Genomic DNA, 22164 nt, shown 5'->3' on the forward strand with positions numbered 1-22164 from the left:
GTCACTCGCTGATGCCGAGTCCCTGGGCGACGCCCTGGCCCAGGTCCTTGTGGATGTTGGTCCAGTACTCGACGACCCGCTTCTTCGTCTCGGCCGTCACCTCGGGGGCCGAGGCGTGGCCGACGACGTTGCTCACCAGGTGGGAGCGGTCGGTCTCGGACAGCACGTTCTCCCACAGCGCGCGCGGCTGGACGTAGTCGTCGTCCTCGCGGTGCAGGGTGTAGGCCGAACGGATGATCTCACCGCTGACGTGGTAGTCCTCGCCCCTGAACAGCTCCGGGTCGGCCACGGGGCCGCCGGCGGTGTTGGGGGCGTAGACCGGGTCGGCCGGGTTGACGAAGGCCATCTGGCCGTCCTTGTTGTAGCTGTGGACGGGCGAGAGCGGCCGGTTGATCGGCAACTGCAGGTAGTTGGTGCCGATGCGGTAGCGGTGGGCGTCCGGGTAGGAGAACAGCCGCCCCTGGAGCATCTTGTCCGGGGAGGCGCCGATGCCGGGGACGAGGTTGGCGGGCTCGAAGCTCGACTGCTCGACCTCGGCGAAGTAGTTCTCCGGGTTCCGGTTCAGCACGAACTTGCCGATCGTGATCTCGGGGTAGTCGGAGTGCGGCCACACCTTGGTCAGGTCGAACGGGTTGAACCGGTAGTCGGCGGCGTCCTCGAACGGCATGACCTGGACGTTGACCGTCCAGGACGGATGGTCGCCGTTCCTGATCGCCGTCTGCAGGTCGCGGATGTGGTGGTCGGCGTCCTGCGCGATGATCGCGCCCGCCTCGGCGTCGGTGAGGTTCTTGATGCCCTGGTCGGTCTTGAAGTGGTACTTGATCCAGAACTTCTCACCGGCCGCGTTGTACCACAGGAACGTGTGCGAGCCGAAGCCGTGCATGTGCCGCCAGGAGGCCGGGGTGCCCCGGTCGGTCATCAGGAAGGTGACCTGGTGGGCGCTCTCCGGGGAGAGCGTCCAGAAGTCCCACTGGATGTTGTGGTCGCGGAGGTTGGTGTCCGCGCGGCGCTTCTGGCTGTGGATGAAGTCGGAGAACTTCTGCGGGTCGCGAATGAAGAAGATCGGCGTGTTGTTGCCGACGATGTCGTAGTTGCCCTCTTCGGTATAGAACTTGATCGCGAAGCCACGCGGGTCACGCTGGGTGTCGGGGCTGCCGAGTTCCCCGGCGACCGAGGAGAAGCGCAGGAAGAGCGGGGTCTCCTTGCCCTTCTGGAACAGTCCGGCCTTGGTGTACTGGCTGACGTCCTCGGTGATCTGAAGGATGCCGTGGGCGCCACCACCCTTGGCGTGGACCACCCGCTCGGGAACGCGTTCCCGGTTGAAGTGGGCCATCTTCTGGATCAGGTAGTGGTCCTGCAGCAGCAGGGGCCCATTCGGTCCGACGGACTGGGAGTGCTCGTCACTGGGGGCGGGAATTCCGGCATCGGTCGTGGTTGTGGGCCTGGTGCTCATGATCGGTCCTCCGGGTTCTCTTCATCGAGCATCTTCGGAACGACACTCGGGACACACGCCCCAATAGATGACGTCCGCCTCGTCGACCAGGTATCCGGCGTTCGAGGCGGGGTCGAGGCACGGGGCGTGTCCGACAGCGCAGTCAACGTCGGCGACCCGCCCGCACCGCCTGCAGACGAGGTGGTGATGGTTGTCACCGACCCGCGTCTCGTATCGGGCGGGGCTGCCGGCCGGTTCGATCCGGCGCAGGAGCCCCTCGCGATGCAACGCGTGAAGGGAGTCGTAAACGGCTTGCAGGGAGACATGACCCACTCGCTCCCGTACGCCACGGTGGACGGCTTCCACGTCGAGGTGGTCGCCCTCCCGTACGGTCTGCATGATCGCCAGACGTGCCGCGGTCACCCGTAGGCCCGCCTGTCGAAGCCGGTCTTCGTCCTCCATGTCCCCACGCTATGTACTAAACCGGAATGATTCAACCAATTGACGCATTCCATTTTGTCTGCTTCGAGTCATCACGGCCTGCCTGTTCCCCATCGAGACGACGGGGTGGCATCCTCGGATAGCGATGGACACGTATATCCCCCGCCGCCTCGCCGTGGCCGCGGTCGCCTCCGCCTTCGCCCTCATCGGTACGGCCTGCTCGGCGGCCGAGTCAGCCACCCCGGGATCCGCCGGCAGCACACCCGACGTCGTCGAGAAACCGGCCTCCTCTCCCGCGGCCGATCCGACGGCCGAGCCCGAGCGCGGGCCGTACACCATCTCCTTCGGGGGAGACGTGCACTTCGAGGGGGTGCTGCGCACCAGGCTCAACGCCAACCCGAGGACCGCGCTCGGCCCGATCGCCAAGGTGCTCGGCGCCGCCGACCTGGCGATGGTGAACCTGGAGACCGCGATCACCACGGGCGGGACCCCCGCGCCCGGCAAGCAGTACACCTTCCGTGCCCCGGCCAGCGCGCTGACCGCGCTGCGGGCCGCGGGGGTCGATGTGGCGTCCATGGCCAACAACCACGGCATGGACTACATGCAGAGCGGTTTGACCGACACGCTGGCCGCGATCAAACGTTCCAAGTTCCCCGTCGTTGGCATCGGCAGGAACGCCGACGAGGCCTACAAGCCGTGGCGGACCACGGTGAACGGCAACCGGGTGGCCATCATCGGCGCCACCCAGGTGCTCGACTCCGAGTTCATCCAGGCGTGGACCGCCACCGACAGGCAGGGCGGCCTGGCCTCCGCCAAGAACGAGGCACGGCTGCTGCAGGAGGTGCGCAGGGCACGCAGGAACTCCGACACCGTGATCGTCCACCTGCACTGGGGCACCGAGCTGCAGAAATGCCCGAACGAGGCCCAGCGCGCCCTGGCCCCCAAGCTCGTCGCGGCGGGCGCGGACGTCGTGGTCGGCGGCCACGCGCACATCCTGCTCGGCAGCGGTTACCTCGGTAAGGGCTACGTCAACTACGGCATGGGCAACTTCGTCTTCTACAACTGGGGCCCGGAGACCGGCAGGACCGGCGTCCTGACCCTGACGATCAACGGGCGCAGGGTGCTCAAGGACCGCTGGACCCCAGCGACCATCCAGGGCGGAGTGCCGGTCCCGGTGACCGGGACGAGCGGGCAGCAGGCGCTGGCGAGCTGGAAGTCGCTGCGCGGCTGCACGGGCCTGACGCCGAGGCCGAGCTGATCCGGGGATTGACAACACCCATACGGGGTGTACGGGGAAAATCATGCGATTGACAGAGAGAACCTGACCGGAAGGGGGACGGGCGGGCAAGATGGGTGGGTGACCATGCCTGCCGAGGAGACATGTGAAGCTCCGCTGCGGCGCCAGCCGTCCCAGCGGCGCAGCGCACGCCGTGTCGAGAGGATGCTCGACGCCTGTGCCCAACTGCTGGACGAGATCGGATACGAGGCGCTGTCGACCACCAGGATCGCCGAACGCGCGGGTGTCGCGATCGGTTCGATCTACCAGTTCTTCCCCGACAAGCGGGCCATCACCCAGGCGGTGACCAGGCGCCATGTCGAGCGGTTCGTCTCCCGCGTCGGCAGGCGCTTCCTGTCGGAGGACTACGGCGGCTGGTGGGACGCCGTCGACGCGATCATCGACGAGTACGTGGACATGCACAGGACCGTTCCAGGTTTCCGTGTCCTGCACTTCGGCGACGTCGTCGGCCTCAACCTGCTCGACGGGGTCTCCGACAGCAACACGGTGATCGCGGGCAGACTGCGCGGCCTCCTGCTCCAGGAGTACGGCCTGGCCGACAGTGAGGAGCTCGACCTGGCCATCCTCGTCGCGGTCGAGGCCGGGGACGCGGTGCTCAAGCTGGCCTTCCGGCGCGATCCCGAGGGCGCCCCCGAGATCGTCGACGAGGCGAAACGCCTGATCAGGGGCTATCTGAACCGTCAGTTCGCCGGGGCCTCCGCCTGAGAGGAACCGGTGACCGAGCCGCCGGCGGGGGCGTCGGTCGCGGGCCTCTCAGGGGTCGCCGCGCACAGACGCTCCTGCCGCTGCTTGCGCCGCTGCTCACGTTTGGTGGCCTCGGAGGTCTCCGCGGAGGCGGACACGTGGGCTCCGGAGGCGGCCCCCACGCCGCTGGCGAGCGTCCCGGACCCTCGCTTGCCCGCCTGCGGGCGCGGCTTGATGTCGCACGGCGTCATGCCCGGCACGGCGACCGTCTCGTTGCGGGCCCAGACCGGTGCGGTGAGGAGCTGTTCCTGACGTATCCGGCTCTCCAGGGAGACAAGCTCCCTGTGCGCCCGTTCGACGGCGTCCATCCTCGCGGACAGGTATCCGGCACACCCCGGAACGATCACGGAGAGTCCCGCGAGGAAGGTCAGAGTGAAGGTCGTCTGCTTGGACATGCCCATCGCAGCCCCTCCGAACATAACGCTCCACGAGCAGGAGACGCCTGCCATATGCCCGCTTTCCTGGCGAAACACGCGCTTGGTAGTCAATCGTTTACAACTGGTGGATGAAGGAATACCTGCCGTTGTGCGGACGAAACCAAGCGCCGCTCGCTACTCTCGCGATGTGGCGCATGTGACACGTGGGCAACTTGATCGGTTGCTTGAGCAGGCACTTTTGGCCGACGATCACGGAGACCTCGCCCGGCGGTTGGAAGCGCTGGCCGAGGAGTACGTGTCCGGGGAGATCTCGCGGGCCGCGATCCTGGTGCTCGCCGCCGAGGAGTGGCGGCAGGCCGGGCAGCCGGCCCACGCCCTCGTCTGCTTCCAGCGGGCCGTCGACGACGGCGGGGAGGTGAGCGTCGATCCGAGGGCGGGCATCGCCGACACCCTCTTCGAGCTCGAACGGCCGGACGAGGCACGGCAGGTCATCGAGACCATCAGGAGCGAGGGCGGGGTGACGGCCGCGACGGCCCTCACGGTCGCCGAGACGCTCGTCGCCTACGGCGATCTGCGGCAGGCGCATCTGTGGGCCACGGAAGGGGCGCACAGGGCGGTGCGGGACAGCGGGGAGCACACGGCCCTGCTCCGGGCCCGCTATCGCATCAGGGTGGATCTGGGGCTTCCCGAGGACGAGCTGGACGCTCTCCTCGACGCCTCACGCTGAGGTCGGGCCGTGGTCCCCGCGCAGGGAGAGCCACGGCCCACGGGTCATCCCAGGCCGCCCAGGCCCAGGAGCGGCAGCAGCATCCCCAGCGGGGACAGCGGGGGCTTCGACGCGGGCTTCGCCGGCCTCGTCGGAGCCGAGGGCCGGGACGCGGGCGGCTGGGCGTAGGGCGGGGCGTACGGCGGCTGCTCGGCCGCGGGCGGACGCTCCTCGCCGATCTCCCGCACCGAGGCGGGACGGGGCAGCGGCGTCAGGTCGTAGGGGTTCTCCCGGCCGTAGCTCTCCGGCGGCGCGGGAACCGAGGCGGACTGCGGGTAGCCGCCCGTGACGTTCTTGCGCGTCTCGCCGACGGCCACGCCGTAGGTGGGCGCGTTCGCGAGACGGTCGGCCCAGTCGCCCTCGGCGACGCTGATGAGCTGGGACTGGGTGTGGGTGGACTCGTTGGCGTTCCTGGCGAACTTGCTGTACTTCGGATCCATGATGCCCTCGGCGGCGGCGAACTCGTTCACCACGCCGAAGATGCTCTCGGCGAACCGGAGGGCGTTCGCCGTCTGGGGCTTCATGGCCTCGTCCACGACCCGCAGCGGGGCCCTGCCGGCCGCGAAGCCGTTGGCGACGATGTCCCGCTGCGCGTCGAGATACTCGTTGGCTCCGTCGCAGACGGTCGGTGCGGCCCCGGGTGCCTGCAGAAGGCAGGGCACCACCGCGTCCACCGAGGCCGAGGCCGAGGCGGCCGCCGGAAGTCCGAATCCGGCCGCGAGTCCGCCGACGAGGGCGGTGGTGAGCACCGCCCTCGCGAGGATCCCGCGGGTCTTGCGTGACCCGTTCGACATGCTCGTCTCCCTGTTACGTTCGGTTGTCGGAAGAATGCTGAAAGTAACAGGAAGAGGCGGGCGCCGAGAGCGTTTGGTCCGATGCTGGTCAAACTCTTGCCGACGAGTCCACGGCCAGGGTGTCCCCCTTCTCGTCGAGATCGACCAGAACCTCGTCACCGTCCTGGATCTCGCCGCCCAGCACCTTTTTGGCCAGCGTGTCGCCGATCGCCGACTGCACCAGACGACGCAGCGGGCGCGCGCCGTACAGGGGGTCGTAGCCGGTCAGCGCCAGCCAGTCGCGGGCGGCGGGGGTGACCGTCAGCGTCAGCCTCCGGTCGGCCAGGCGCCTGGCGAGGTGGGCCACCTGGAGATCGACGATCTTCGACAGCTCCTCGGTGCCGAGCGCGTCGAACAGGATGACCTCGTCGAGCCGGTTGAGGAACTCCGGCTTGAAGGAGCCCCTGACCGCGTCCATCACGGCCTTGTGCTGGGTCTCCCTGTCCAGGCTCGGATCGACCAGGAACTGTGAGCCGATGTTGGAGGTCAGGATCAGGATCACGTTGCGGAAGTCGACGGTCCTGCCCTGCCCGTCGGTGAGCCGCCCGTCGTCGAGCACCTGGAGCAGGATGTCGAAGACCTCCGGGTGGGCCTTCTCGACCTCGTCAAGAAGCACCACACCGTACGGCCTGCGCCTGACGGCCTCGGTGAGCTGGCCGCCCTCCTCGTAGCCGACGTAGCCGGGAGGGGCGCCGACGAGACGCGCCACACTGTGCTTCTCGCCGTACTCGCTCATGTCGATGCGGACCATGGCCCGTTCGTCGTCGAACAGGAAGTCGGCCAGCGACTTGGCCAGCTCGGTCTTGCCGACGCCGGTCGGGCCGAGGAACAGGAAGCTGCCGGTCGGCCGGTCGGGGTCGGCGATGCCCGCGCGGGCGCGCCGTACGGCGTCGGAGACGGCCTGCACGGCCTGGCGCTGGCCGATCAGGCGCGCGCCGAGCTCCTCCTCCATGCGCAGCAGCTTGGCGCTCTCGCCTTCGAGCAGCCGGCCCGCGGGGATGCCCGTCCACGAGGAGATGACCTGGGCGATGTCGTCCGGGCCGACCTCCTCCTTGACCATCGGGTCCTCGGGCTGGGAGGCGGCGGTCGCCTCGGCCAGCTCGGCCTCAAGCCTGGGCACCTCGGCGTACATCAGCCGGGAGGCGGCCTCGAAGTCGCCGTCGCGCTGGGCGCGCTCGGCGGTGCCGCGCACCTCGTCGAGCTGCTTCTTCAGGTCGCCGACCCGGTTCAGGCCCGCCTTCTCGCGCTCCCAGCGGCCGACGAGGCCGTTGAGCTCCTCCTGGCGGTCGGCCAGCTCCCTGCGCAGCCGTTCGAGACGCTGCAGGCTGCTCTCGTCGGTCTCCTTGGCGAGCGCCAGCTCCTCCATCTTCATCCGGTCCACGTTGCGCTGGAGCTGGTCGATCTCCACGGGACGGGAGTCGATCTCCATGCGCAGCCGGGAGGCTGCCTCGTCCACGAGGTCGATCGCCTTGTCCGGCAGGAACCGCGAGGTGATGTAGCGGTCGGACAGCGCCGCGGCGGCCACCAGCGCGCCGTCGGCGATCTGCACCTGGTGGTGGGCCTCGTAGCGGCCCTTGAGACCACGCAGGATCGCGATGGTGTCCTCGACAGTCGGCTCGCCGACGTAGACCTGCTGGAAACGCCGTTCGAGGGCGGGGTCCTTCTCGATCCGCTCGCGGTACTCGTCGAGCGTCGTCGCGCCGATCATCCGCAGCTCGCCCCTGGCCAGCATGGGCTTGAGCATGTTGCCCGCGTCCATCGCGCCCTCGGCGGCGCCCGCGCCGACCATGGTGTGCAGCTCGTCGATGAAGGTGACGACCTGTCCGTCGCTCTCCTTGATCTCGCTGAGCACGGCCTTGAGCCGCTCCTCGAACTCACCGCGGTACTTCGCCCCGGCGACCATCGCGCCCAGGTCGAGCGCGACCAGGCGCTTGTCACGCAGGCTTGAGGGCACGTCGCCCGCGACGATCCGCTGCGCCAGACCCTCGACCACGGCGGTCTTGCCGACGCCGGGCTCGCCGATCAGCACCGGGTTGTTCTTGGTCCTGCGGCTGAGCACCTGGATGACCCTGCGGATCTCCGAGTCACGGCCGATCACCGGGTCCAGCTTGCCCGCCCTGGCCCGCTCGGTCAGGTCGACGCCGTACTTCTCCAGCGCCTGGTAGGTGTCCTCGGGCGTCTCGCTGGTCACCCTGGCGTGCCCGCGGACCTTCTCGAAGGCGTCGAGCAGGGCGTTCGGGGTCGCGCCGCTGCGCTTGAGCAGCTCGGCGATCGGGCCGCCGTCCGCGGCCAGACCGACCAGGAGGTGCTCGGTCGAGACGTACAGGTCCTCAAGCTGGGTGGCCCGCTGGGCGGCGGTGTTCAGCACCGTGAGCAGCTGCCGCGAGCTGGACGGGGCGCTGACGGTCGATCCCTGCGCCTTGGGCAGGGCGGCCAGCTGCGTCTCCGCCTCGGTGCGCAGCTTCCTCCAGTCGGCGCCAACGGCCTCAAGCAGGGGTACGGCGGTGCCCCCGGTCTGGGCGAGCAGCGAGGTGAACAGGTGGGCCGGGGCGACCTCGGGGTTGCCCTCGGCGGCCGCCCGCCTGATCGCTGAGGAGAGGGCCTCCTGGCTCTTCTGGGTGAGCTTGTAGTCCATGGTTGTCTGCCTCGCTCCGTTCGGCGGCTACGGCGCCGGTGGGGCCGGCGCGATGATGTCCCCCCGGCCTTCGAGTTGGAGTGTCAGGCGGGTGGCAGTTGGTACTGGATGAGGGCGCGGATCATGGCCATCTCCGCGCGCAGGCGGTGGTTCTCGTCGCGCAGGCGGAGCGCCTCGGTCTCCAGCGCCAGGATGCGCTTGATGCCCGCGAGGTTGATGCCCTCCTCCTGGGAGAGCCGTTGCACCTCGCGCAGCATGACGATGTCGCGCGTCGAGTACAGGCGACCGCGCCCCGCCGTACGGCCCGGGCTGACCAGGCCGAGACGGTCGTACTGGCGCAGGGTCTGGGGGTGGAGGCCCGACAGCTGGGCCGCCACCGAGATCACGTAGACCGGGGTGTCGTCAGACAGGTCGAAGTAGTTGGCGTCCATGGCTACTCGCTTCTGGCCAGTTCGATGAGCTCGGCTCTCGGGTCACCACCCGCCGTCGCCTCACGGAAGTCCTCAAGGGCCCCCCTGGCCTTGTCCTCCAGATGTTGCGGCACCAGGACCTCGACCGTGACGAGCAGGTCGCCCTTCGTGCCGTCCTTGCGGGCCACGCCCCTGCCCCGCACCCGGAAGGTGCGGCCGTTGGGGGTGCCCTCGGGGATGCGCAGCGTGACCGGCAGCCCCTTCAGGATCGGCACCTTGATCTCGGCCCCGAGCGCCGCCTCGGTGAAGGTGACGGGCACCGTGATCGTCAGATTCTCGCCGGTCCTGCCGAAGACGGGATGCGGCTTGACGTGGATCTGGACGTAGAGGTCGCCCGCGGGACCGCCGTTCTCGCCCGGCGCGCCCTTGGCCTTGATCTTGATGCGCTGTCCGTCGCCGACCCCCGCCGGGATGCGCGCCTGGATCGTGCGGGTGCTCTTGCCCCGCCCGCTGCCCTCGCAGACCTCGCACGGGTTGTCGACCAGCAGCCCCCTGCCCTTGCAGTCGCGGCAGGGCTCGGAGAAGGCGAAGTTGCCGAGGTTCCTGCTGGCGGCCCCGGTGCCCTCGCAGGTCGGGCAGACCCTCGGGGTCGTCCCGGCCTTGGCCCCCGTGCCCGCGCACGCCGTACAGGCCGAGGAACTGGTCAGACGGAGCGAGACCGTGGTCCCCTCGACGGCCTCGCCGAAGGAGAGCGTGACCTCGGACTCGATGTCCTGGCCACGCCGCGCCCTCGTGGTCGCCCCCCCGGCGCGGGTGGTCGTGCCGCCGCCCCGGTTGAAGATGCCGCCGAAGATGTCGCCGATGCCACCCCCGCCCGTGCCGCCCTGGTGGGTGCCTCCGAACAGGTCTCCCAGGTCGAAGGGGAACCCACCGCTCCCGCTCCGCGAGGCCCCCCCGGTCCCCGCGTAGCCGCCGAGTCCCGATCCGAACAGCGTCCGCGCCTCGTCGTACTCCTTGCGGCGCTTGGTGTCGGACAGGATGTCGTAGGCCTCGGAGACCTCCTTGAACTTGGCCTCGGTCTCCGTGCTGCCCTGGTTGGCGTCCGGGTGGTACTGCCTGGCCAGCTTCCGGTACGCCTTCTTGATCTCTTCGGCGGTGGCGGTCTTGGGCACACCAAGGACGGCGTAGTAGTCCTTCTCCAGGTAGTCCTTGGTGCTCATCTCAGTTCCTTTTCAGATCTCAGATACGGGGGGTTCAGCTGTCGCTCGCGACAGGCTCTTCTTCGGGCTCGGCGACGGAGACCCGCGCGGGGCGGAGCACACGGTCGCCGATTCGGTAACCGGGCTGCAGGATCTCCACGCAGGTCGGCTCGGTGACTTCGGGGGAGTAGCTGTGCATGAGGGCCTCGTGCACCGTCGGGTCGAAGGGCTCACCCTTGGTTCCGAAGGCGCTCAATCCCAGCTTGCCCGTCGCGGCCTCAAGAGACTCGCTCACCTTGGCGAAACCGCCGGTGAGCTCGCCGTGGTCGCGTGCCCTGCCGATGTCGTCGAGAACGGGCAGCAGCTCGGTCAGCACACCGGCCACGGCCTGTTCCTTGATCGTCGTCCTGTCCCGATCGACCCGCTTGCGGTAGTTGGAGTACTCCGCCTGGAGACGCTGCAGGTCGGCGGTGCGCTCGGCGAGCTGGGTCGCCAGCTCGGCCGAGGCCAGGTCGGAGACCGCCGCGGCCTGCTCGTCCTGCCTGTCCGTCTCCCTGTCCGCCGCGCGCGCCTGCCCCGTCTCGGGGTCGATCTTGCGGTTGTCGCGGATCACCGGCTCCTGCTCGGAACCGTTCTCACGCGTGCTCACGCTCTTGCTCCCCTCGGCTCCGACGTCACTTCGCGCCGTTGTCGCGCTTGGGCTCGTCGTCCACGATCTCAGCCTCGACCACGTCGTCGTCGGCCTTCTGACCGTCGGCGCCCGCCGTACCGGCCGCACCCGCCTGGGCCTCTGAGGCCTGGGACTGGGCGTAGATGGCCGAACCCATCTTCTGGCTGACCGTGGCGAGCTTCTCCGCGGAGGTGCGGATCGCCGCCGAGTCGGTGCCCTCAAGGGTCTTCTTCAGCTCGGCGAGAGCCTCGTTGACCTCGTTCTTGATGTCGTCGGGGACCTTGTCGGTGTTCTCACCGAGGAACTTCTCGGTCTGGTAGACCAGCGACTCGGCGTTGTTGCGGGTCTCGGCCTCCTCGCGACGGCGCTTGTCCTCCTCGGCGTAGGACTCGGCCTCGCGCATCATGCGCTCGATGTCGTCCTTCGGCAGCGCGGAGCCGCCGGTGATGGTCATCGTCTGCTCCTTGCCGGTGCCGAGGTCCTTGGCGGAGACGTTGACGATGCCGTTGGCGTCGATGTCGAAGGTGACCTCGATCTGCGGGATGCCGCGCGGCGCCGGGGCGATGCCGGTCAGCTCGAAGGTGGCCAGCTTCTTGTTGTAGGCCGCGATCTCACGCTCGCCCTGGTAGACCTGGATCTGCACCGACGGCTGGTTGTCCTCGGCCGTGGTGAAGACCTCAGAGCGCTTGGTGGGGATCGTGGTGTTGCGCTCGATGATCTTGGTGAAGATGCCGCCCTTGGTCTCGATGCCCAGCGAAAGCGGGGTCACGTCGAGCAGCAGGACGTCCTTGACCTCGCCCTTGAGGACACCGGCCTGCAGGGCGGCGCCGATGGCCACGACCTCGTCCGGGTTGACGCCCTTGTTGGGCTCCTTGCCGCCGGTCAGCTCCTTGACCAGCTCCGCGACCGCGGGCATACGGGTCGAGCCGCCGACCAGGACCACGTGGGCGATGTCGGAGACCTTGATGCCCGCGTCCTTGACGACCTGGTTGAACGGGCCCTTGCACCGCTCAAGGAGGTCGGCGGTCAGCCGCTGGAACTCGGCCCGGGTGAGCTTCTCGTCCAGGTGCAGCGGACCCTCGGCCGAGGCCGTGATGTAGGGAAGGTTGATCGAGGTCTCGGACTGGCTGGACAGCTCGATCTTGGCCTTCTCCGCCGCCTCGCGCAGGCGCTGCAGGGCCATCTTGTCCTTGGTCAGGTCCACGCCGTGGGCGTTCTTGAACCGGTTGGCCAGCTCGTCGACGACGCGCTGGTCCCAGTCGTCACCACCGAGGTGGTTGTCGCCGCTGGTGGCCTTGACCTCGACGAAGCCGTGGCCGTCCTCCTGGCCGACGTCGAGCAGGGACACGTCGAAGGTGCCGCCGCCGAGGTCGAAGACGAGGATGGTCTCGTCCTTCTCCTTGTCGAGGCCGTAGGCGAGCGCGGCCGCGGTCGGCTCGTTGATGATGCGCAGCACGTTGAGGCCGGCGATGGTGCCCGCCTCCTGGGTGGCCTGACGCTGGGCGTCGTTGAAGTAGGCCGGAACGGTGATCACCGCGTCGGTGATCTTCTCGCCCAGGTAGGCCTCTGCGTCCTGCTTGAGCTTCTGCAGGACGAAGGCGCTGATCTGCTGCGGGGAGAACTTCTTGCCGTCGATCTCCTGAGACCAGGTGGTGCCCATCTCGCGCTTGACCGAGCGGATGGTCCGGTCGACGTTGGTGACGGCCTGGCGCTTGGCCACCTCACCGACGAGGACCTCGCCGTTCTTCGCGAAGGCGACCACGGACGGGGTGGTCCGCGAGCCCTGAGCGTTGGCGATGACCGTGGGCTCACCGCCTTCGAGAATCGAGACGACGGAGTTGGTCGTCCCCAGGTCGATACCTACCGCACGTGCCATGAGTACGTCCTTGTAGTCAAAGTTGAGTGGGTCAGACTCATAGTGGAGCTTCGAGTGACGTTTGTCAAACGACTTGAGTCTATGCCGCTCAACCCTGAAGCGCGTGAAAGCATTCCCGAAATCCGGGAAACAACGGGCGTCCACGTCCCCCAACGAAGGAACCCGCGTGATCGCTCCCGAGACGGCCCCAACATGATCGACTCCTCGGGCCCGGACCTGAAGGAGGGGCTCGACCAGGTCTTCGACGCCCATTTCGCCGAGATCCACCGCTACATCGCCAGACGCCTGGACACCGACACCGCCGACGACCTCGCGGCGGACACCTTCCTGATCGCCTTCCGCGACCGCCACCGCTTCGACGCGGCCAGGGGCGCCGTCAGACCGTGGCTGTACGGCATCGCCACCAACCTCGTCGCCAGGCATCGCCGTGAGGAGGTGCGCCGCTGGAAGGCGCTCAGCCGTACCGGCGCTCCACGGGGGTGGGCGCAGGAGGGGCACGAGGACGCGGTGACGGCGAGGGTCGCCGCGGGGCAGGTGACGGGCAGGCTCGCGGGGGCGCTCGCCGGTCTGGCCAAGCGGGACCGCGACGTGGTGTTGCTCCTGGCGCTGGGCGGCCTGGCGCACGCCGAGGTGGCCGATGCGCTCGGCATCCCCTACGGAACCGTGGCCTCCCGGTTGAACCGGGCCCGCAGACAACTACGCAAGGCGCTGGGCGGCGTCAACCCGCTTGAGGAGGCCCACGATGGATGAGATCACCCTACTGGCGTCCCACCTGCCCGACGCGCCGCCCCCCGCCCCCGAGGTCGTCGCCCGCGCCAGGGCGCGCCTGAGGGATCCCGGATCCCGTACGGCCAGGCCCGGACCGCGGAGGTGGACTCCGATGGCCGGACTGGCCACCGCGACCGCGACCGTCGCGGTCGCCGTGGCGGTCACGGTCGTGGTGGCCAACCTGGGCGACGCCGTACCGCAGACCGTGGCGACCCCGCTGAAGGGAAAGCAGCTCCTCCTGGCCATCGCGGACAGGGCAGAGAAGGCCCCCGTGGAGACCGGTGCCTACTGGCGGCGCCGGTCGGTCGTCGGGGCTCTCTTCCCGGTGGACGCCGTCTCCAGCGGAGTCGTGATCAACACCTACGACATCACGCTCTGGGCGCCACGGGAGTCCGGTGATCCCGCCCTCGCCAGCTCCAAAATGGAGCGCAAACGCTCCCTGACCCTGCCGTCGGGGAAGGCGCGCGAGCCGTGGGACCCGGCGAAGAAGTACGACTACATGCTGGGCAGCGAGCCGAACCGGTGCGAGTACTCCTGGAAGGTCGAGCGGAAGGGGGTCCTGTACGACCGCAGGGCTGCCGAGCTGACCTTCGCCGACCTGGAGGCGCTACCGACGGATCCGGCCGCGCTGCTCGAACGGCTGAGGGCAGTGTGGACCGACCGGCCCAACGTGTCACCGGCCCCCGGGAGGGCGGGGCGTGGGGAGGTGCCCAAGGACGCGAAGGAGGAGCAGTACCTGAGCCTCGCGGCGGTCTCGCTGCTGAATCTGCCGAGTCCACCCGCCCTGCGGGCCGCGGCGCTGCGGATCCTCGCCGACCGGCCGGGCACCGAGGTGGTCGGGGAGGTTGTCGACGCGCTCGGCCGTACCGAGGTGGCGGTGCGGGTCAACGCCGACCCGCCCTCCGAGACCGACTACCAGGTCATGGTCGATCCCAGGACGGGGGAGCTGGCGGGGAGCCGGAGCACCGCGGTGACGGACCGCGGCGGCCTGCCCCGGGGTACGGTGCTCGACTACGCCGCCTACGCCGAGCAGGGCTGGACCGATGAACGGCCCGCCCGGCCCGGCGGGTGTAAGCGGGTTTCGAACATCCCCTGACGGGGGTCAGTTACCAGGCGTGGCGGTGGGCTTGGGCTTCGGCTTGGGTTTGGCGCCGTCCACGAGTTTGCGGTGGGCGAGGGGGGTCTTGAGCTTGACGGTCGTCACCTTCTTGATGGCGATGTCGATGCAGACCGGGTTCTGGATCTTGCTGCTCTGGCCCTCCCAGAGGGTGACGGTCACCTGCTTGGAGGTCTGCTTGACGCTCACCCGGTCGAGCACCGCGCAGGGCTCGACGCCGGACCACCAGACGACCCGCAGGCTCTTACCGTCCTTCGACGGCTTGGCGGAGAGCCAGGCGACCTTGCGCGGGCCGATGGTGTGGCCCTCGGGCTTGACCGGCTTGGGGCCGCCCCTGCCGGTCGGTTCGACCCTGGGGGCGACGGTACGGCTCACCGCCAGGGAGGGGACGGTGCCACCCGTGGCGCGCGTCGGGGCTTCGGCGCCGGTGGCGTTCTGGGAGCTCTGGGTACCGCAGGCCGCCGTCAGCAGCAGGCCCCCGGCCAGGACGGGGATCACGATCCTACGCATACTCCTGTCAACGGATCGCGGCGCCGTACGGTTCAAAGGTGCCCTTAGGCTGGTCATCCGCTTCTCCTCATGCAAGGTGCTTCGACGTGATCGCGATTCTGGGAACCGGGAAGATGGGCGAGGCCCTGCTCTCGGGGCTGCTGCGGGCCGGGTTCGAGCCGGACGAGGTGCTGGCGACGGCGCGCCGCCCCGAGCGGGCCGCCGATCTCGGCAAGCGGTACGGCGTGCGGGTCGTGACCAACGCCGAGGCCGCCAGGAGCGCCGGGACGATCATCCTTGCGGTCAAGCCGCAGGACATGGGCTCCCTGCTTACCGAGATCGCCCCGCACGTCGCCGCCGACCGCCTGGTGATCTCGGCCGCCGCGGGCATCACGACCTCCTTCGTCGAGTCTCGGCTTGAGGCCGACGTCCCGGTCGTGCGGGTCATGTCCAACACCCCGGTGCTGGTGGACGAGGCGATGAGCGTGATCTCCGCGGGCGCCCACGCCGGGGAGGAGCATCTGCGCCTGGCCGAGGACCTGCTGCGGCCCGTCGGCAAGGTGCTGCGCATCCCCGAGTCGCAGCAGGACGCCGCGACCGCGCTGTCCGGCAGCGGCCCCGCCTACTTCTTCTATCTCGTCGAGGCCATGGTGGACGCGGGCATCCTGCTCGGCATGCCCCGCGCCGCCGCGCTCGACATGGTCACCCAGTCGATCGTCGGCGCGGCCATCATGCTCCGTGACTCCGGCGAGCACCCGGTGATCCTCCGCGAGGCCGTCACCTCGCCGGGCGGCACGACCATCGCGGCCATCGCCGAGCTCGAACGGCACAGCGTCCGCGCGGCCTTCCTGGCCGCCATCGAGGCCGCCAGGGACCGCAGCCGCCAGCTCGCCGGTGGGTGATCCCCCCTTAGCCAGTTAAGTTTCCTTTTCATGCCATAAGCGGCATCATTTCCACGAGGTTCCGGGGGAGTGATGTGTGATGGGCGGGCGTGCCGTACGAGCCGATGACCAGGGGAGACGGGAGCTGCCCGCGGTCTGGTCACGGAGCTTCGCCCTCTTCTTCACCGCCCGCTCGGTCTCCATGCTCGGCAGCGCGATGGTGCCGATCGCCACGGCGCTCGGTGTGGGCGGGCTGGGGTACGGCCCGACAGGGGTGGGGCTGGCGCTGGCCGCATGGATGGGGCCGGTCGCGCTGCTGATCCTGTTCGGCGGGGTCTTCGCCGACCGGTTCACCCCGCGCCGCATGATGGTCGGCGCCGACACGGTCAGGGTGGTGACCCAGGCGCTGCTGGCCTCGCTGTTCGTCTTCGGCACGCCCCGGCTGTGGCAGATCCTCGTCATCTCCGCGATCAACGGCGCCGCCGCCGCCATGTACCAGCCGGGGGTCGCGAGCACGGTCCCCAGGGTGGCCGGGGACGTGCAGCGGGCCAACGCCACCCTGCGCGTCTCCGAGTCGATCATGATGCTGGTCGGGCCTGGGGTCGCGGGGGCCGTGGCGGGCTTCGTCAACGTCGGGGTGGTCTTCGCGATCGACGCGGTGGGGTTCGCGGTCAGCGCCACCTGCCTGCTGCTGATGCGGCTGCCTCCCGGTCCCCGGCTCGTCACCGAGGGGGCGATGTGGCGCGACCTGCGCGGCGGCTGGCAGGAGTTCCGCTCCAGGACCTGGATGTGGTCGGTGATCCTGGTCTGGATCATCTTCGGCGCCACCCTGTTCGGCCCGCTGATCCCGCTGGGCTCGGTGCTGGTCAGCGCCAGGCTCGGGGAGCAGGGGTACGGCCTCGTCATGTCCGCCTCCGGCGCGGGCACGATCCTGGGCGGGCTGCTCGCGATGCGGGTACGGCCCGCGCGACCGCTGATGGCCGGGGCGATCGGCATGTTCGGCTTCGCCCTCGAACCGCTGACGATCGCGACCGGCATGCCGCTGGAGATCCTGATGGCCGGGCACGTGGTCGGTGGCGCGGGCTGGGCGTTCTGGTCGGTCATGTGGGCCACGAGCATCCAGACTCAGGTGCCGCCGGAGGCGCTCAACCGGGTCACCGCCTACGAGGTCGGCGGCTCGACGCTGGCCGTACCGGTGGGGCAGGTCCTCGCCGGTCCGCTCGCCGAGGCCTTCGGCGCGCGGGAGACGCTGACCGTCTCCACGGTGGTCGCGGTGTGCGGCTGCGCCTGCCTGCTGCTGGTGCCCGCGGTCAGAAGACTGCGCAGGGTCACCGGCGCGGTCACCGCGTGAGACCGGATGGGTCTGTGCGTCTGCACGTGCGGTAACGTCGGCCGGGGTGGGGGCCGTACCGGAACGCCTGTCTCCCGCGCACGATCGAACAGGGGAGGGCGCATGAGCCGATCCGTGCGGGTCGTCTGGGACGATGCGCTCACCGGATACGACTTCGGACCGGGGCACCCGCTCGCGCCCGTCCGGGTCGAGCTGACCATGGCGCTGGCCAGGGAGCTGGGCGTGCTCGACGCCGTCGAGGTGGCAGGCTGCGTGCCCGCGACCGACGACGAGCTGGCGCTGGTCCACGGGCGCGGCTACATCGAGGCCGTCAGACGCGCCTCCGTCACCGGCAGACCCTACAGGGCCCACGGGCTCGGCACCGAGGACACCCCCTCCTTCGTCGGGGTGCACGAGGCCTCCGCGCTGATCACCGGCGCCACCCTCGCCGCGGCCCGCGCCGTCTGGTACGGCGAGGCCGAGCACGCGGTCAACGTCGCGGGAGGGCTGCACCACGCGATGCCCGACGCGGCGAGCGGGTTCTGCGTCTACAACGACCCCGCGGTGGCGATCGCCTGGCTGCTGGCCCAGGGGGCTACCCGGGTCGCCTACGTGGACGTGGACGTGCACCACGGCGACGGGGTGCAGACCGCCTTCTACGACGACCCCAGGGTTCTGACGATCAGCCTGCACGAGAGCCCCCGCACGCTCTTCCCGGGGACGGGCTTCCCCGACGAGCGCGGGGCCGAGGGGACGGCGGTCAACGTCGCGCTGCCCGCCGGGTGCGGGGACGTCGGCTGGCTGCGGGCCTTCGGCGCGGTCGTGCCGCCGCTGCTGCGGGAGTTCGCCCCCGAGGTCCTGGTCACCCAGCACGGCTGCGACAGCCACGCCCTCGACCCGCTGGCCCACCTCATGCTCAGCCTGGACGGCCAGCGTGCCGCCTACGCCGCGCTGCACGAGCTGGCCCACGAGACGGCGGGCGGGCGCTGGGTGGTGACCGGGGGCGGAGGCTACGAGCTGGTGCGGGTGGTGCCCAGGGCGTGGACCCACCTGATCGCCGAGGTCTCCGGCCAGCCGCTCGACCCGGAGACCGAGACGCCCCACGAGTGGCGGCGGTTCGTCGCCGAGCGGACGGGGGAGACGGCGCCGCTCACACTGACCGACGGCAGAAAACCGGAATTTCGTGATTTTTCTGCTGGTTATGACCCAGCAGACCCGATCGACAGGGCCATCATGGCGACGAGGAAGGCGATCTTCCCCTTCCACGGGCTGGACCCCCTCCCGTGACGGTTCCGCGACGCTGGAAAGACACGCCACGACAGGGAGGAAGGGCCGATGACGCGTGAGGACCTCCGCGCCCACCTGGTCCGCACCCGCATCGCCGGGGACGTGGACACCAGCAGGGAGAACAACCTCGACCACTACCGGGCGCTGGCGGAGCGGGAGCCGTACCACCTGTTCGGGCTGAGGCCGGAGGGCAACTGGGACGAGCGGGACGTCCTGGAGCTGATGGCCAAGTCCGCGGGGGTCGTGGCCGACCCCGGTCACAGGTTCGGCCAGGACACCATCGACCCGGACCTGACGATCGACGCCGTCGAAGCGATGGGGGACACGATCGCCGGGGCGCTGCGGGTCGGTTCGCCGAGGGTGCTGATCGCCACCGGCCACCCCACCGGGCTGCTGGCCGTACATCTCGTGCTGGCCAGGTTGCTTGAGGAGCACGGGGCGGAGCTGCTCAGCCCCGCCGAGGGGTGGTCCTACCGCAACCCGAGGACCGGCAGGAAGAACGAGATCCGCTATGTGGGCGGCGTCGGCATGGCCGCCGACCGGGGCAACCTCATCCACACCCACGACTCGGTCCTCATGAGGGCCATGCTCGCCGAACTCGGCGAGGAGCGTCCCGACCTGGTGATCGCCGACCACGGCTGGGCCGGGGCGGCCGGGGAGGCGGGCGTTCTCACGGTCGGATTCGCCGACAGCAACGACCCCGCGCTCTTCGTCGGCGAGGCCGAGGGGAAGATCGCGGTGACCGTCCCGCTCGACGACAACGTGCTACCGCGCCATTACGCTCCGCTGACGAATCATCTCGTCGAGAGGGTCGTACGGGCTCTCTGAGGCGGGCGTTGCGCGAATCGGTTCGTCCCTTACGTGCTTTTCGCGCCTGCATTCCATCTGCCTCGCCGCCCGTTTACCGATTTTTTGGTTGTTGTGGGCCACGCTGAGAGAAGACAGTTGGTCCGTTCCAAGATCGGAAAGAGGGGTGTGGTCCGGCTGCTGGCCAGCGTTTTCTTCCGTTTCGCTGACGTGGGGCTGCGAGGACTGAGACAGTGGGGGGTTTGCACACTCGGAGTCCCGACTTACGCTGACGGCAGTACACGTGCGTGAGCAATGGCACCAGTGGGGATAACCCGGAAACACGTGCGGAAGAGGCGTCCGATGGGTGCAGGCGAAAGACCTCTCAGTGAGGTGAAGTTCCTGACCGTGGCCGAAGTGGCCACTGTCATGAGGGTGTCCAAGATGACGGTGTACCGACTCGTGCATTCGGGCGAGCTGCCGGCCATCCGGGTCGGCCGATCCTTCAGAGTGCCTGAGCAGGCGGTCCACGACTATCTCAGGGATGCCTACATCGAGGCTGGTTGAAGCGGTGCGAGCCTGACGAGCGAGTCGGGCGGACGGGGTCCTGGGTGATCCGGCCGCCGGGCGAGCGAGACGGGCGAACGGCCGACGGGTTCCGGTCCTCCGGGTGAGACCGGAGGCGGGAACCCGGCCTTCAGCCTTCGAGACGGCTGTGGGGTAGCGACGTGCGCGTCACGTCGTGAGTTCCGGTACCCGGGATCCCCCCAGGGGGCGATCTACCATGGATCGCCGGTAGTCTGTTGAGCCGGTGTGCTCGCGCGCACCGGTCTGACAAACTCGGCTACCAGCTACCTGGGGGTCCCGTGGGCTCTGTGATCAAGAAGCGCCGTAAGCGCATGGCGAAGAAGAAGCACCGTAAGCTGCTCAAGAAGACCCGCATCCAGCGGCGTAACAAGAAGTAGCGACGCGGATCTGCGAGGCGCCGATGACCCAGACCGTGCTTGTCACCGGGGTCTCGCGCCACATCGGCGCCCGAGTGGCGAGCGTTCTCGCGGCTGACCCGGCCATCGACCGGGTCATCGGAGTGGACACGGTGCCGCCGCCCTCGCTCTCACGTGATGGCGGCGTACCTTCCGACCGGGTCGAGTTCGTCCGTGTCGATCTGCGCAGCCCCGACATCGCCCAGGTGATCGCGGCCGCCGACGTCGACACTGTGGTCCACATGAGCCTGGTCAGCGCTCCCCCGAGGAGTGGCGGCAGAGCCCTCATGAAAGAGCACAACGTCATCGGCACCATGCAGCTACTCGGTGCCTGTCAGCGGTCCGCGACGGTCCGTCGCGTCGTCATCCGCTCGACAACGGCGGTCTACGGATCCTCCCCGCACGACCCCGCGGTCTTCGCCGAGGACACCGAGCCCGGCGAGCACCCGGGTCACGGCTACGCCAAGGACGCCTGTGAGGTCGAGGGCTACGTCCGCGGCTTCGCCAGACGACGCGCGGACGTGGCCGTCTCGATGCTCAGGTTCGCCAACTTCATGGGACCGGGCATCGACTCGCCACTGACGCGTTACCTCTCCCAGCCGGTCCTGCCGACCGTGCTCGGCTTCGACCCCCGGCTGCAGTTCGTCCACGAGGGCGACGCCGTCGAGGTCCTCAGACGGATGGCGACCGAGGACCACCCCGGCACGTTCAACGTGGCCGGGGACGGGGTGCTGCTGCTGTCGCAGTGCGCCCGCAGGGCGGGCATCGCGGCGCTGCCCCTTCCCGCACCGGCCTTCCGGCTCATGGGAGACCTCGTGGGCGACCTGGTCAGGGGCGTGGGCTTCACCGGCTACTCCGCTTACTCCGCCGAGCAGGTGCGCCTGATGCGCTACGGCCGCGTGGTCGACACCACCAGGCTCGCCACGGCCCTCGGCTGGCGGCCCAAATACTCGACAGCCGCGGCCTTCGACTCACGCTTCGCGACGGCGGCCCGACGGTGAGCGGGACGGCCTCCGAGCTGCTGGACTTCCTGCGCCGCCGTGTCACCGGGCAGTACGACGTCGACGAGTTCGGCTTCGACCCCGAGCTGACCGACAAGGTGCTGCTCGAACTCATCCGCCCGCTGTACCGGCACTGGTTCCGCGTCGAGACCGTCGGGATGGACAACGTCCCCGGCGACTCCGGCGCCCTGGTCGTGGCCAACCACTCGGGCACGGTCCCCCTCGACGCGCTCATGCTCCAGGTGGCGTTGCACGACGACCACCCGCGGCGCCGTGCCGTACGGCTGCTCGGGGCCGATCTGGTCTACCAGCTTCCCGTGCTCGGGCACCTGTCCCGCAAGACCGGGCACACCCTGGCCTGCCGGGAGGACGCCGACCGGCTGCTGCGCAAGGGCGAGCTGGTCGGGGTCTTCCCCGAGGGGTTCAAGGGCGTGGGCAAGCCGTTCTCCGAGCGTTACCGGCTGCAGCGCTTCGGCCGTGGCGGCTTCGTCGCCTCGGCCATCAGGGCGGGGGTGCCGATCATCCCCTGCGCGATCGTGGGGGCCGAGGAGATCTACCCCAAGATCGGCGATCTGCGCTTCCTGGCCAGGGCTCTCGGCCTGCCGTACCTCCCGGTCACGCCGTTCTTCCCCTGGCTCGGTCCGCTGGGGCTGGTGCCGCTGCCGTCCAAGTGGGTGATCGGCTTCGGCGAGCCCATCAGGACCGACGAGTTCACCCCCTCGGACGCCGACGACCCCATGCTGGTGTTCAACCTCACCGACCAGGTCCGCGAGGTCATCCAGCAGCAGCTGAACGAGCTGCGCCTGCGGCGGGGACACGCCTTCCCGCCGCTCTTCTGAAGG

At 69.4% G+C, this 22164-nt stretch carries 22 protein-coding genes and 1 pseudogene; 13 read left to right on the plus strand and 10 right to left on the minus strand.

Annotation, left to right across the window (positions count from 1 at the left end):
- Nucleotide 1: 1 nt before the first annotated feature.
- Nucleotides 2-1453: a catalase gene (locus FHS44_RS01015; protein ID WP_184711949.1), complete on the minus strand. Its 1452-nt coding sequence runs from the start codon at nt 1451-1453 to the stop codon at nt 2-4.
- Nucleotides 1454-1474: 21 nt separating this feature from the next.
- Complete coding sequence (locus FHS44_RS01020) at nt 1475-1894, minus strand: Fur family transcriptional regulator (RefSeq protein ID WP_184711950.1); 420 nt, start codon at nt 1892-1894, stop codon at nt 1475-1477.
- A 124-nt stretch (nt 1895-2018) separates the two neighbouring features.
- Between FHS44_RS01020 and FHS44_RS01025 the strand changes: the two genes are divergently transcribed.
- The gene (locus FHS44_RS01025) at nt 2019-3131 is read left to right on the plus strand and encodes a CapA family protein (protein WP_184711951.1); all 1113 of its coding nucleotides are present in this window, start codon (nt 2019-2021) and stop codon (nt 3129-3131) included.
- Between the two features lie 105 nt (nt 3132-3236).
- Entirely contained in the window at nt 3237-3875 is a 639-nt protein-coding gene (locus tag FHS44_RS01030) for a TetR/AcrR family transcriptional regulator (protein WP_184713377.1), read from the plus strand.
- Here FHS44_RS01030 and FHS44_RS01035 read toward each other — a convergent pair.
- Nucleotides 3851-4309, minus strand: a complete 459-nt coding sequence (locus tag FHS44_RS01035; RefSeq protein ID WP_184711952.1) for a hypothetical protein — start codon at nt 4307-4309, stop codon at nt 3851-3853. The genes FHS44_RS01030 and FHS44_RS01035 overlap by 25 nt on opposite strands.
- Before the next feature lie 220 nt (nt 4310-4529).
- Between FHS44_RS01035 and FHS44_RS01040 the strand changes: the two genes are divergently transcribed.
- Nucleotides 4530-5018: a hypothetical protein gene (locus FHS44_RS01040; RefSeq protein WP_246435037.1), complete on the plus strand. Its 489-nt coding sequence runs from the start codon at nt 4530-4532 to the stop codon at nt 5016-5018.
- 44 nt (nt 5019-5062) lie between these two features.
- Here FHS44_RS01040 and FHS44_RS01045 read toward each other — a convergent pair whose 3' ends face one another.
- From FHS44_RS01045 to dnaK, 6 genes and pseudogenes are all read right to left on the minus strand, one after another.
- Nucleotides 5063-5851, minus strand: coding sequence for a hypothetical protein (locus FHS44_RS01045; RefSeq protein WP_184711954.1), 789 nt, complete (start codon nt 5849-5851; stop codon nt 5063-5065).
- An 88-nt stretch (nt 5852-5939) separates the two neighbouring features.
- Nucleotides 5940-8525 carry an ATP-dependent chaperone ClpB gene (clpB, locus tag FHS44_RS01050; RefSeq protein WP_184711955.1) on the minus strand — a complete coding sequence of 862 codons (2586 nt, stop codon included), beginning with the start codon at nt 8523-8525 and terminating at the stop codon, nt 5940-5942.
- A 178-nt stretch (nt 8526-8703) separates the two neighbouring features.
- Nucleotides 8704-8956 (minus strand): annotated as a pseudogene (locus FHS44_RS01055) (heat shock protein transcriptional repressor HspR); the annotation flags it as partial.
- Between the two features lie 2 nt (nt 8957-8958).
- Nucleotides 8959-10155, minus strand: a complete 1197-nt coding sequence (gene dnaJ / locus FHS44_RS01060) for a molecular chaperone DnaJ (RefSeq protein WP_184711957.1) — start codon at nt 10153-10155, stop codon at nt 8959-8961.
- A 34-nt stretch (nt 10156-10189) separates the two neighbouring features.
- Complete coding sequence (gene grpE, locus FHS44_RS01065; RefSeq protein WP_184711958.1) at nt 10190-10783, minus strand: nucleotide exchange factor GrpE; 594 nt, start codon at nt 10781-10783, stop codon at nt 10190-10192.
- A 25-nt stretch (nt 10784-10808) separates the two neighbouring features.
- Nucleotides 10809-12680, minus strand: coding sequence for a molecular chaperone DnaK (gene dnaK / locus FHS44_RS01070; protein WP_184711959.1), 1872 nt, complete (start codon nt 12678-12680; stop codon nt 10809-10811).
- Between the two features lie 192 nt (nt 12681-12872).
- Between dnaK and FHS44_RS01075 the strand changes: the two genes are divergently transcribed.
- Both FHS44_RS01075 and FHS44_RS01080 read left to right on the plus strand, forming a co-directional pair.
- The gene (locus tag FHS44_RS01075; protein WP_221460274.1) at nt 12873-13430 is read left to right on the plus strand and encodes an RNA polymerase sigma factor; all 558 of its coding nucleotides are present in this window, start codon (nt 12873-12875) and stop codon (nt 13428-13430) included.
- The gene (locus FHS44_RS01080) at nt 13423-14544 is read left to right on the plus strand and encodes a CU044_5270 family protein (RefSeq protein ID WP_184711961.1); all 1122 of its coding nucleotides are present in this window, start codon (nt 13423-13425) and stop codon (nt 14542-14544) included. The genes FHS44_RS01075 and FHS44_RS01080 overlap by 8 nt, the downstream gene beginning before the upstream one ends.
- Before the next feature lie 6 nt (nt 14545-14550).
- On the opposite strand, the gene FHS44_RS01085 is transcribed toward FHS44_RS01080, so the two are convergent.
- Nucleotides 14551-15075: a hypothetical protein gene (locus FHS44_RS01085; RefSeq protein ID WP_184711962.1), complete on the minus strand. Its 525-nt coding sequence runs from the start codon at nt 15073-15075 to the stop codon at nt 14551-14553.
- 86 nt (nt 15076-15161) lie between these two features.
- Between FHS44_RS01085 and proC the strand changes: the two genes are divergently transcribed.
- From proC to FHS44_RS01125, 8 genes are all read left to right on the plus strand, one after another.
- Complete coding sequence (gene proC / locus FHS44_RS01090) at nt 15162-15956, plus strand: pyrroline-5-carboxylate reductase (RefSeq protein WP_184711963.1); 795 nt, start codon at nt 15162-15164, stop codon at nt 15954-15956.
- 79 nt (nt 15957-16035) lie between these two features.
- Complete coding sequence (locus FHS44_RS01095; protein WP_184713378.1) at nt 16036-17286, plus strand: MFS transporter; 1251 nt, start codon at nt 16036-16038, stop codon at nt 17284-17286.
- A gap of 102 nt (nt 17287-17388) precedes the next feature.
- Entirely contained in the window at nt 17389-18552 is a 1164-nt protein-coding gene (locus tag FHS44_RS01100; RefSeq protein WP_184711964.1) for an acetoin utilization protein AcuC, read from the plus strand.
- A gap of 48 nt (nt 18553-18600) precedes the next feature.
- Nucleotides 18601-19380: a phosphatase gene (locus FHS44_RS01105; RefSeq protein ID WP_184711965.1), complete on the plus strand. Its 780-nt coding sequence runs from the start codon at nt 18601-18603 to the stop codon at nt 19378-19380.
- 321 nt (nt 19381-19701) lie between these two features.
- The gene (locus FHS44_RS01110; RefSeq protein WP_012887307.1) at nt 19702-19905 is read left to right on the plus strand and encodes a helix-turn-helix domain-containing protein; all 204 of its coding nucleotides are present in this window, start codon (nt 19702-19704) and stop codon (nt 19903-19905) included.
- A gap of 299 nt (nt 19906-20204) precedes the next feature.
- On the plus strand, nt 20205-20303 hold the full coding sequence (locus tag FHS44_RS01115) for a 30S ribosomal protein bS22 (protein ID WP_018654693.1): 99 nt from the start codon (nt 20205-20207) through the stop codon (nt 20301-20303).
- A gap of 23 nt (nt 20304-20326) precedes the next feature.
- Nucleotides 20327-21322: an NAD-dependent epimerase/dehydratase family protein gene (locus tag FHS44_RS01120; protein ID WP_184711966.1), complete on the plus strand. Its 996-nt coding sequence runs from the start codon at nt 20327-20329 to the stop codon at nt 21320-21322.
- Nucleotides 21319-22161 carry a lysophospholipid acyltransferase family protein gene (locus FHS44_RS01125; RefSeq protein WP_312863493.1) on the plus strand — a complete coding sequence of 281 codons (843 nt, stop codon included), beginning with the start codon at nt 21319-21321 and terminating at the stop codon, nt 22159-22161. Before FHS44_RS01120 ends, FHS44_RS01125 begins: the two co-directional genes overlap by 4 nt.
- Nucleotides 22162-22164 lie beyond the last annotated feature (3 nt).

This window comes from Streptosporangium saharense (assembly GCF_014203715.1).
Classification (GTDB): Bacteria; Actinomycetota; Actinomycetes; order Streptosporangiales; family Streptosporangiaceae; genus Streptosporangium; species Streptosporangium saharense.

Excerpts from the sequence above, each read along its gene's own strand:
- FHS44_RS01030 (WP_184713377.1), top strand. The coding sequence starts at position 3,237 with ATGCCTGCCGAGGAGACATGTGAAGCTCCGCTGCGGCGCCAGCCGTCC.
- FHS44_RS01075 (WP_221460274.1), top strand. The coding sequence starts at position 12,873 with ATGATCGACTCCTCGGGCCCGGACCTGAAGGAGGGGCTCGACCAGGTC.
- FHS44_RS01035 (WP_184711952.1), bottom strand. The coding sequence starts at position 4,309 with ATGTCCAAGCAGACGACCTTCACTCTGACCTTCCTCGCGGGACTCTCC.
- FHS44_RS01085 (WP_184711962.1), bottom strand. The coding sequence starts at position 15,075 with ATGCGTAGGATCGTGATCCCCGTCCTGGCCGGGGGCCTGCTGCTGACG.
- FHS44_RS01045 (WP_184711954.1), bottom strand. The coding sequence starts at position 5,851 with ATGTCGAACGGGTCACGCAAGACCCGCGGGATCCTCGCGAGGGCGGTG.
- FHS44_RS01020 (WP_184711950.1), bottom strand. The coding sequence starts at position 1,894 with ATGGAGGACGAAGACCGGCTTCGACAGGCGGGCCTACGGGTGACCGCG.
- FHS44_RS01080 (WP_184711961.1), top strand. The coding sequence starts at position 13,423 with ATGGATGAGATCACCCTACTGGCGTCCCACCTGCCCGACGCGCCGCCC.
- dnaJ (WP_184711957.1), bottom strand. The coding sequence starts at position 10,155 with ATGAGCACCAAGGACTACCTGGAGAAGGACTACTACGCCGTCCTTGGT.
- clpB (WP_184711955.1), bottom strand. The coding sequence starts at position 8,525 with ATGGACTACAAGCTCACCCAGAAGAGCCAGGAGGCCCTCTCCTCAGCG.
- FHS44_RS01015 (WP_184711949.1), bottom strand. The coding sequence starts at position 1,453 with ATGAGCACCAGGCCCACAACCACGACCGATGCCGGAATTCCCGCCCCC.
- FHS44_RS01120 (WP_184711966.1), top strand. The coding sequence starts at position 20,327 with ATGACCCAGACCGTGCTTGTCACCGGGGTCTCGCGCCACATCGGCGCC.
- FHS44_RS01095 (WP_184713378.1), top strand. The coding sequence starts at position 16,036 with ATGGGCGGGCGTGCCGTACGAGCCGATGACCAGGGGAGACGGGAGCTG.
- FHS44_RS01100 (WP_184711964.1), top strand. The coding sequence starts at position 17,389 with ATGAGCCGATCCGTGCGGGTCGTCTGGGACGATGCGCTCACCGGATAC.
- dnaK (WP_184711959.1), bottom strand. The coding sequence starts at position 12,680 with ATGGCACGTGCGGTAGGTATCGACCTGGGGACGACCAACTCCGTCGTC.
- FHS44_RS01110 (WP_012887307.1), top strand. The coding sequence starts at position 19,702 with ATGGGTGCAGGCGAAAGACCTCTCAGTGAGGTGAAGTTCCTGACCGTG.
- FHS44_RS01105 (WP_184711965.1), top strand. The coding sequence starts at position 18,601 with ATGACGCGTGAGGACCTCCGCGCCCACCTGGTCCGCACCCGCATCGCC.
- FHS44_RS01025 (WP_184711951.1), top strand. The coding sequence starts at position 2,019 with ATGGACACGTATATCCCCCGCCGCCTCGCCGTGGCCGCGGTCGCCTCC.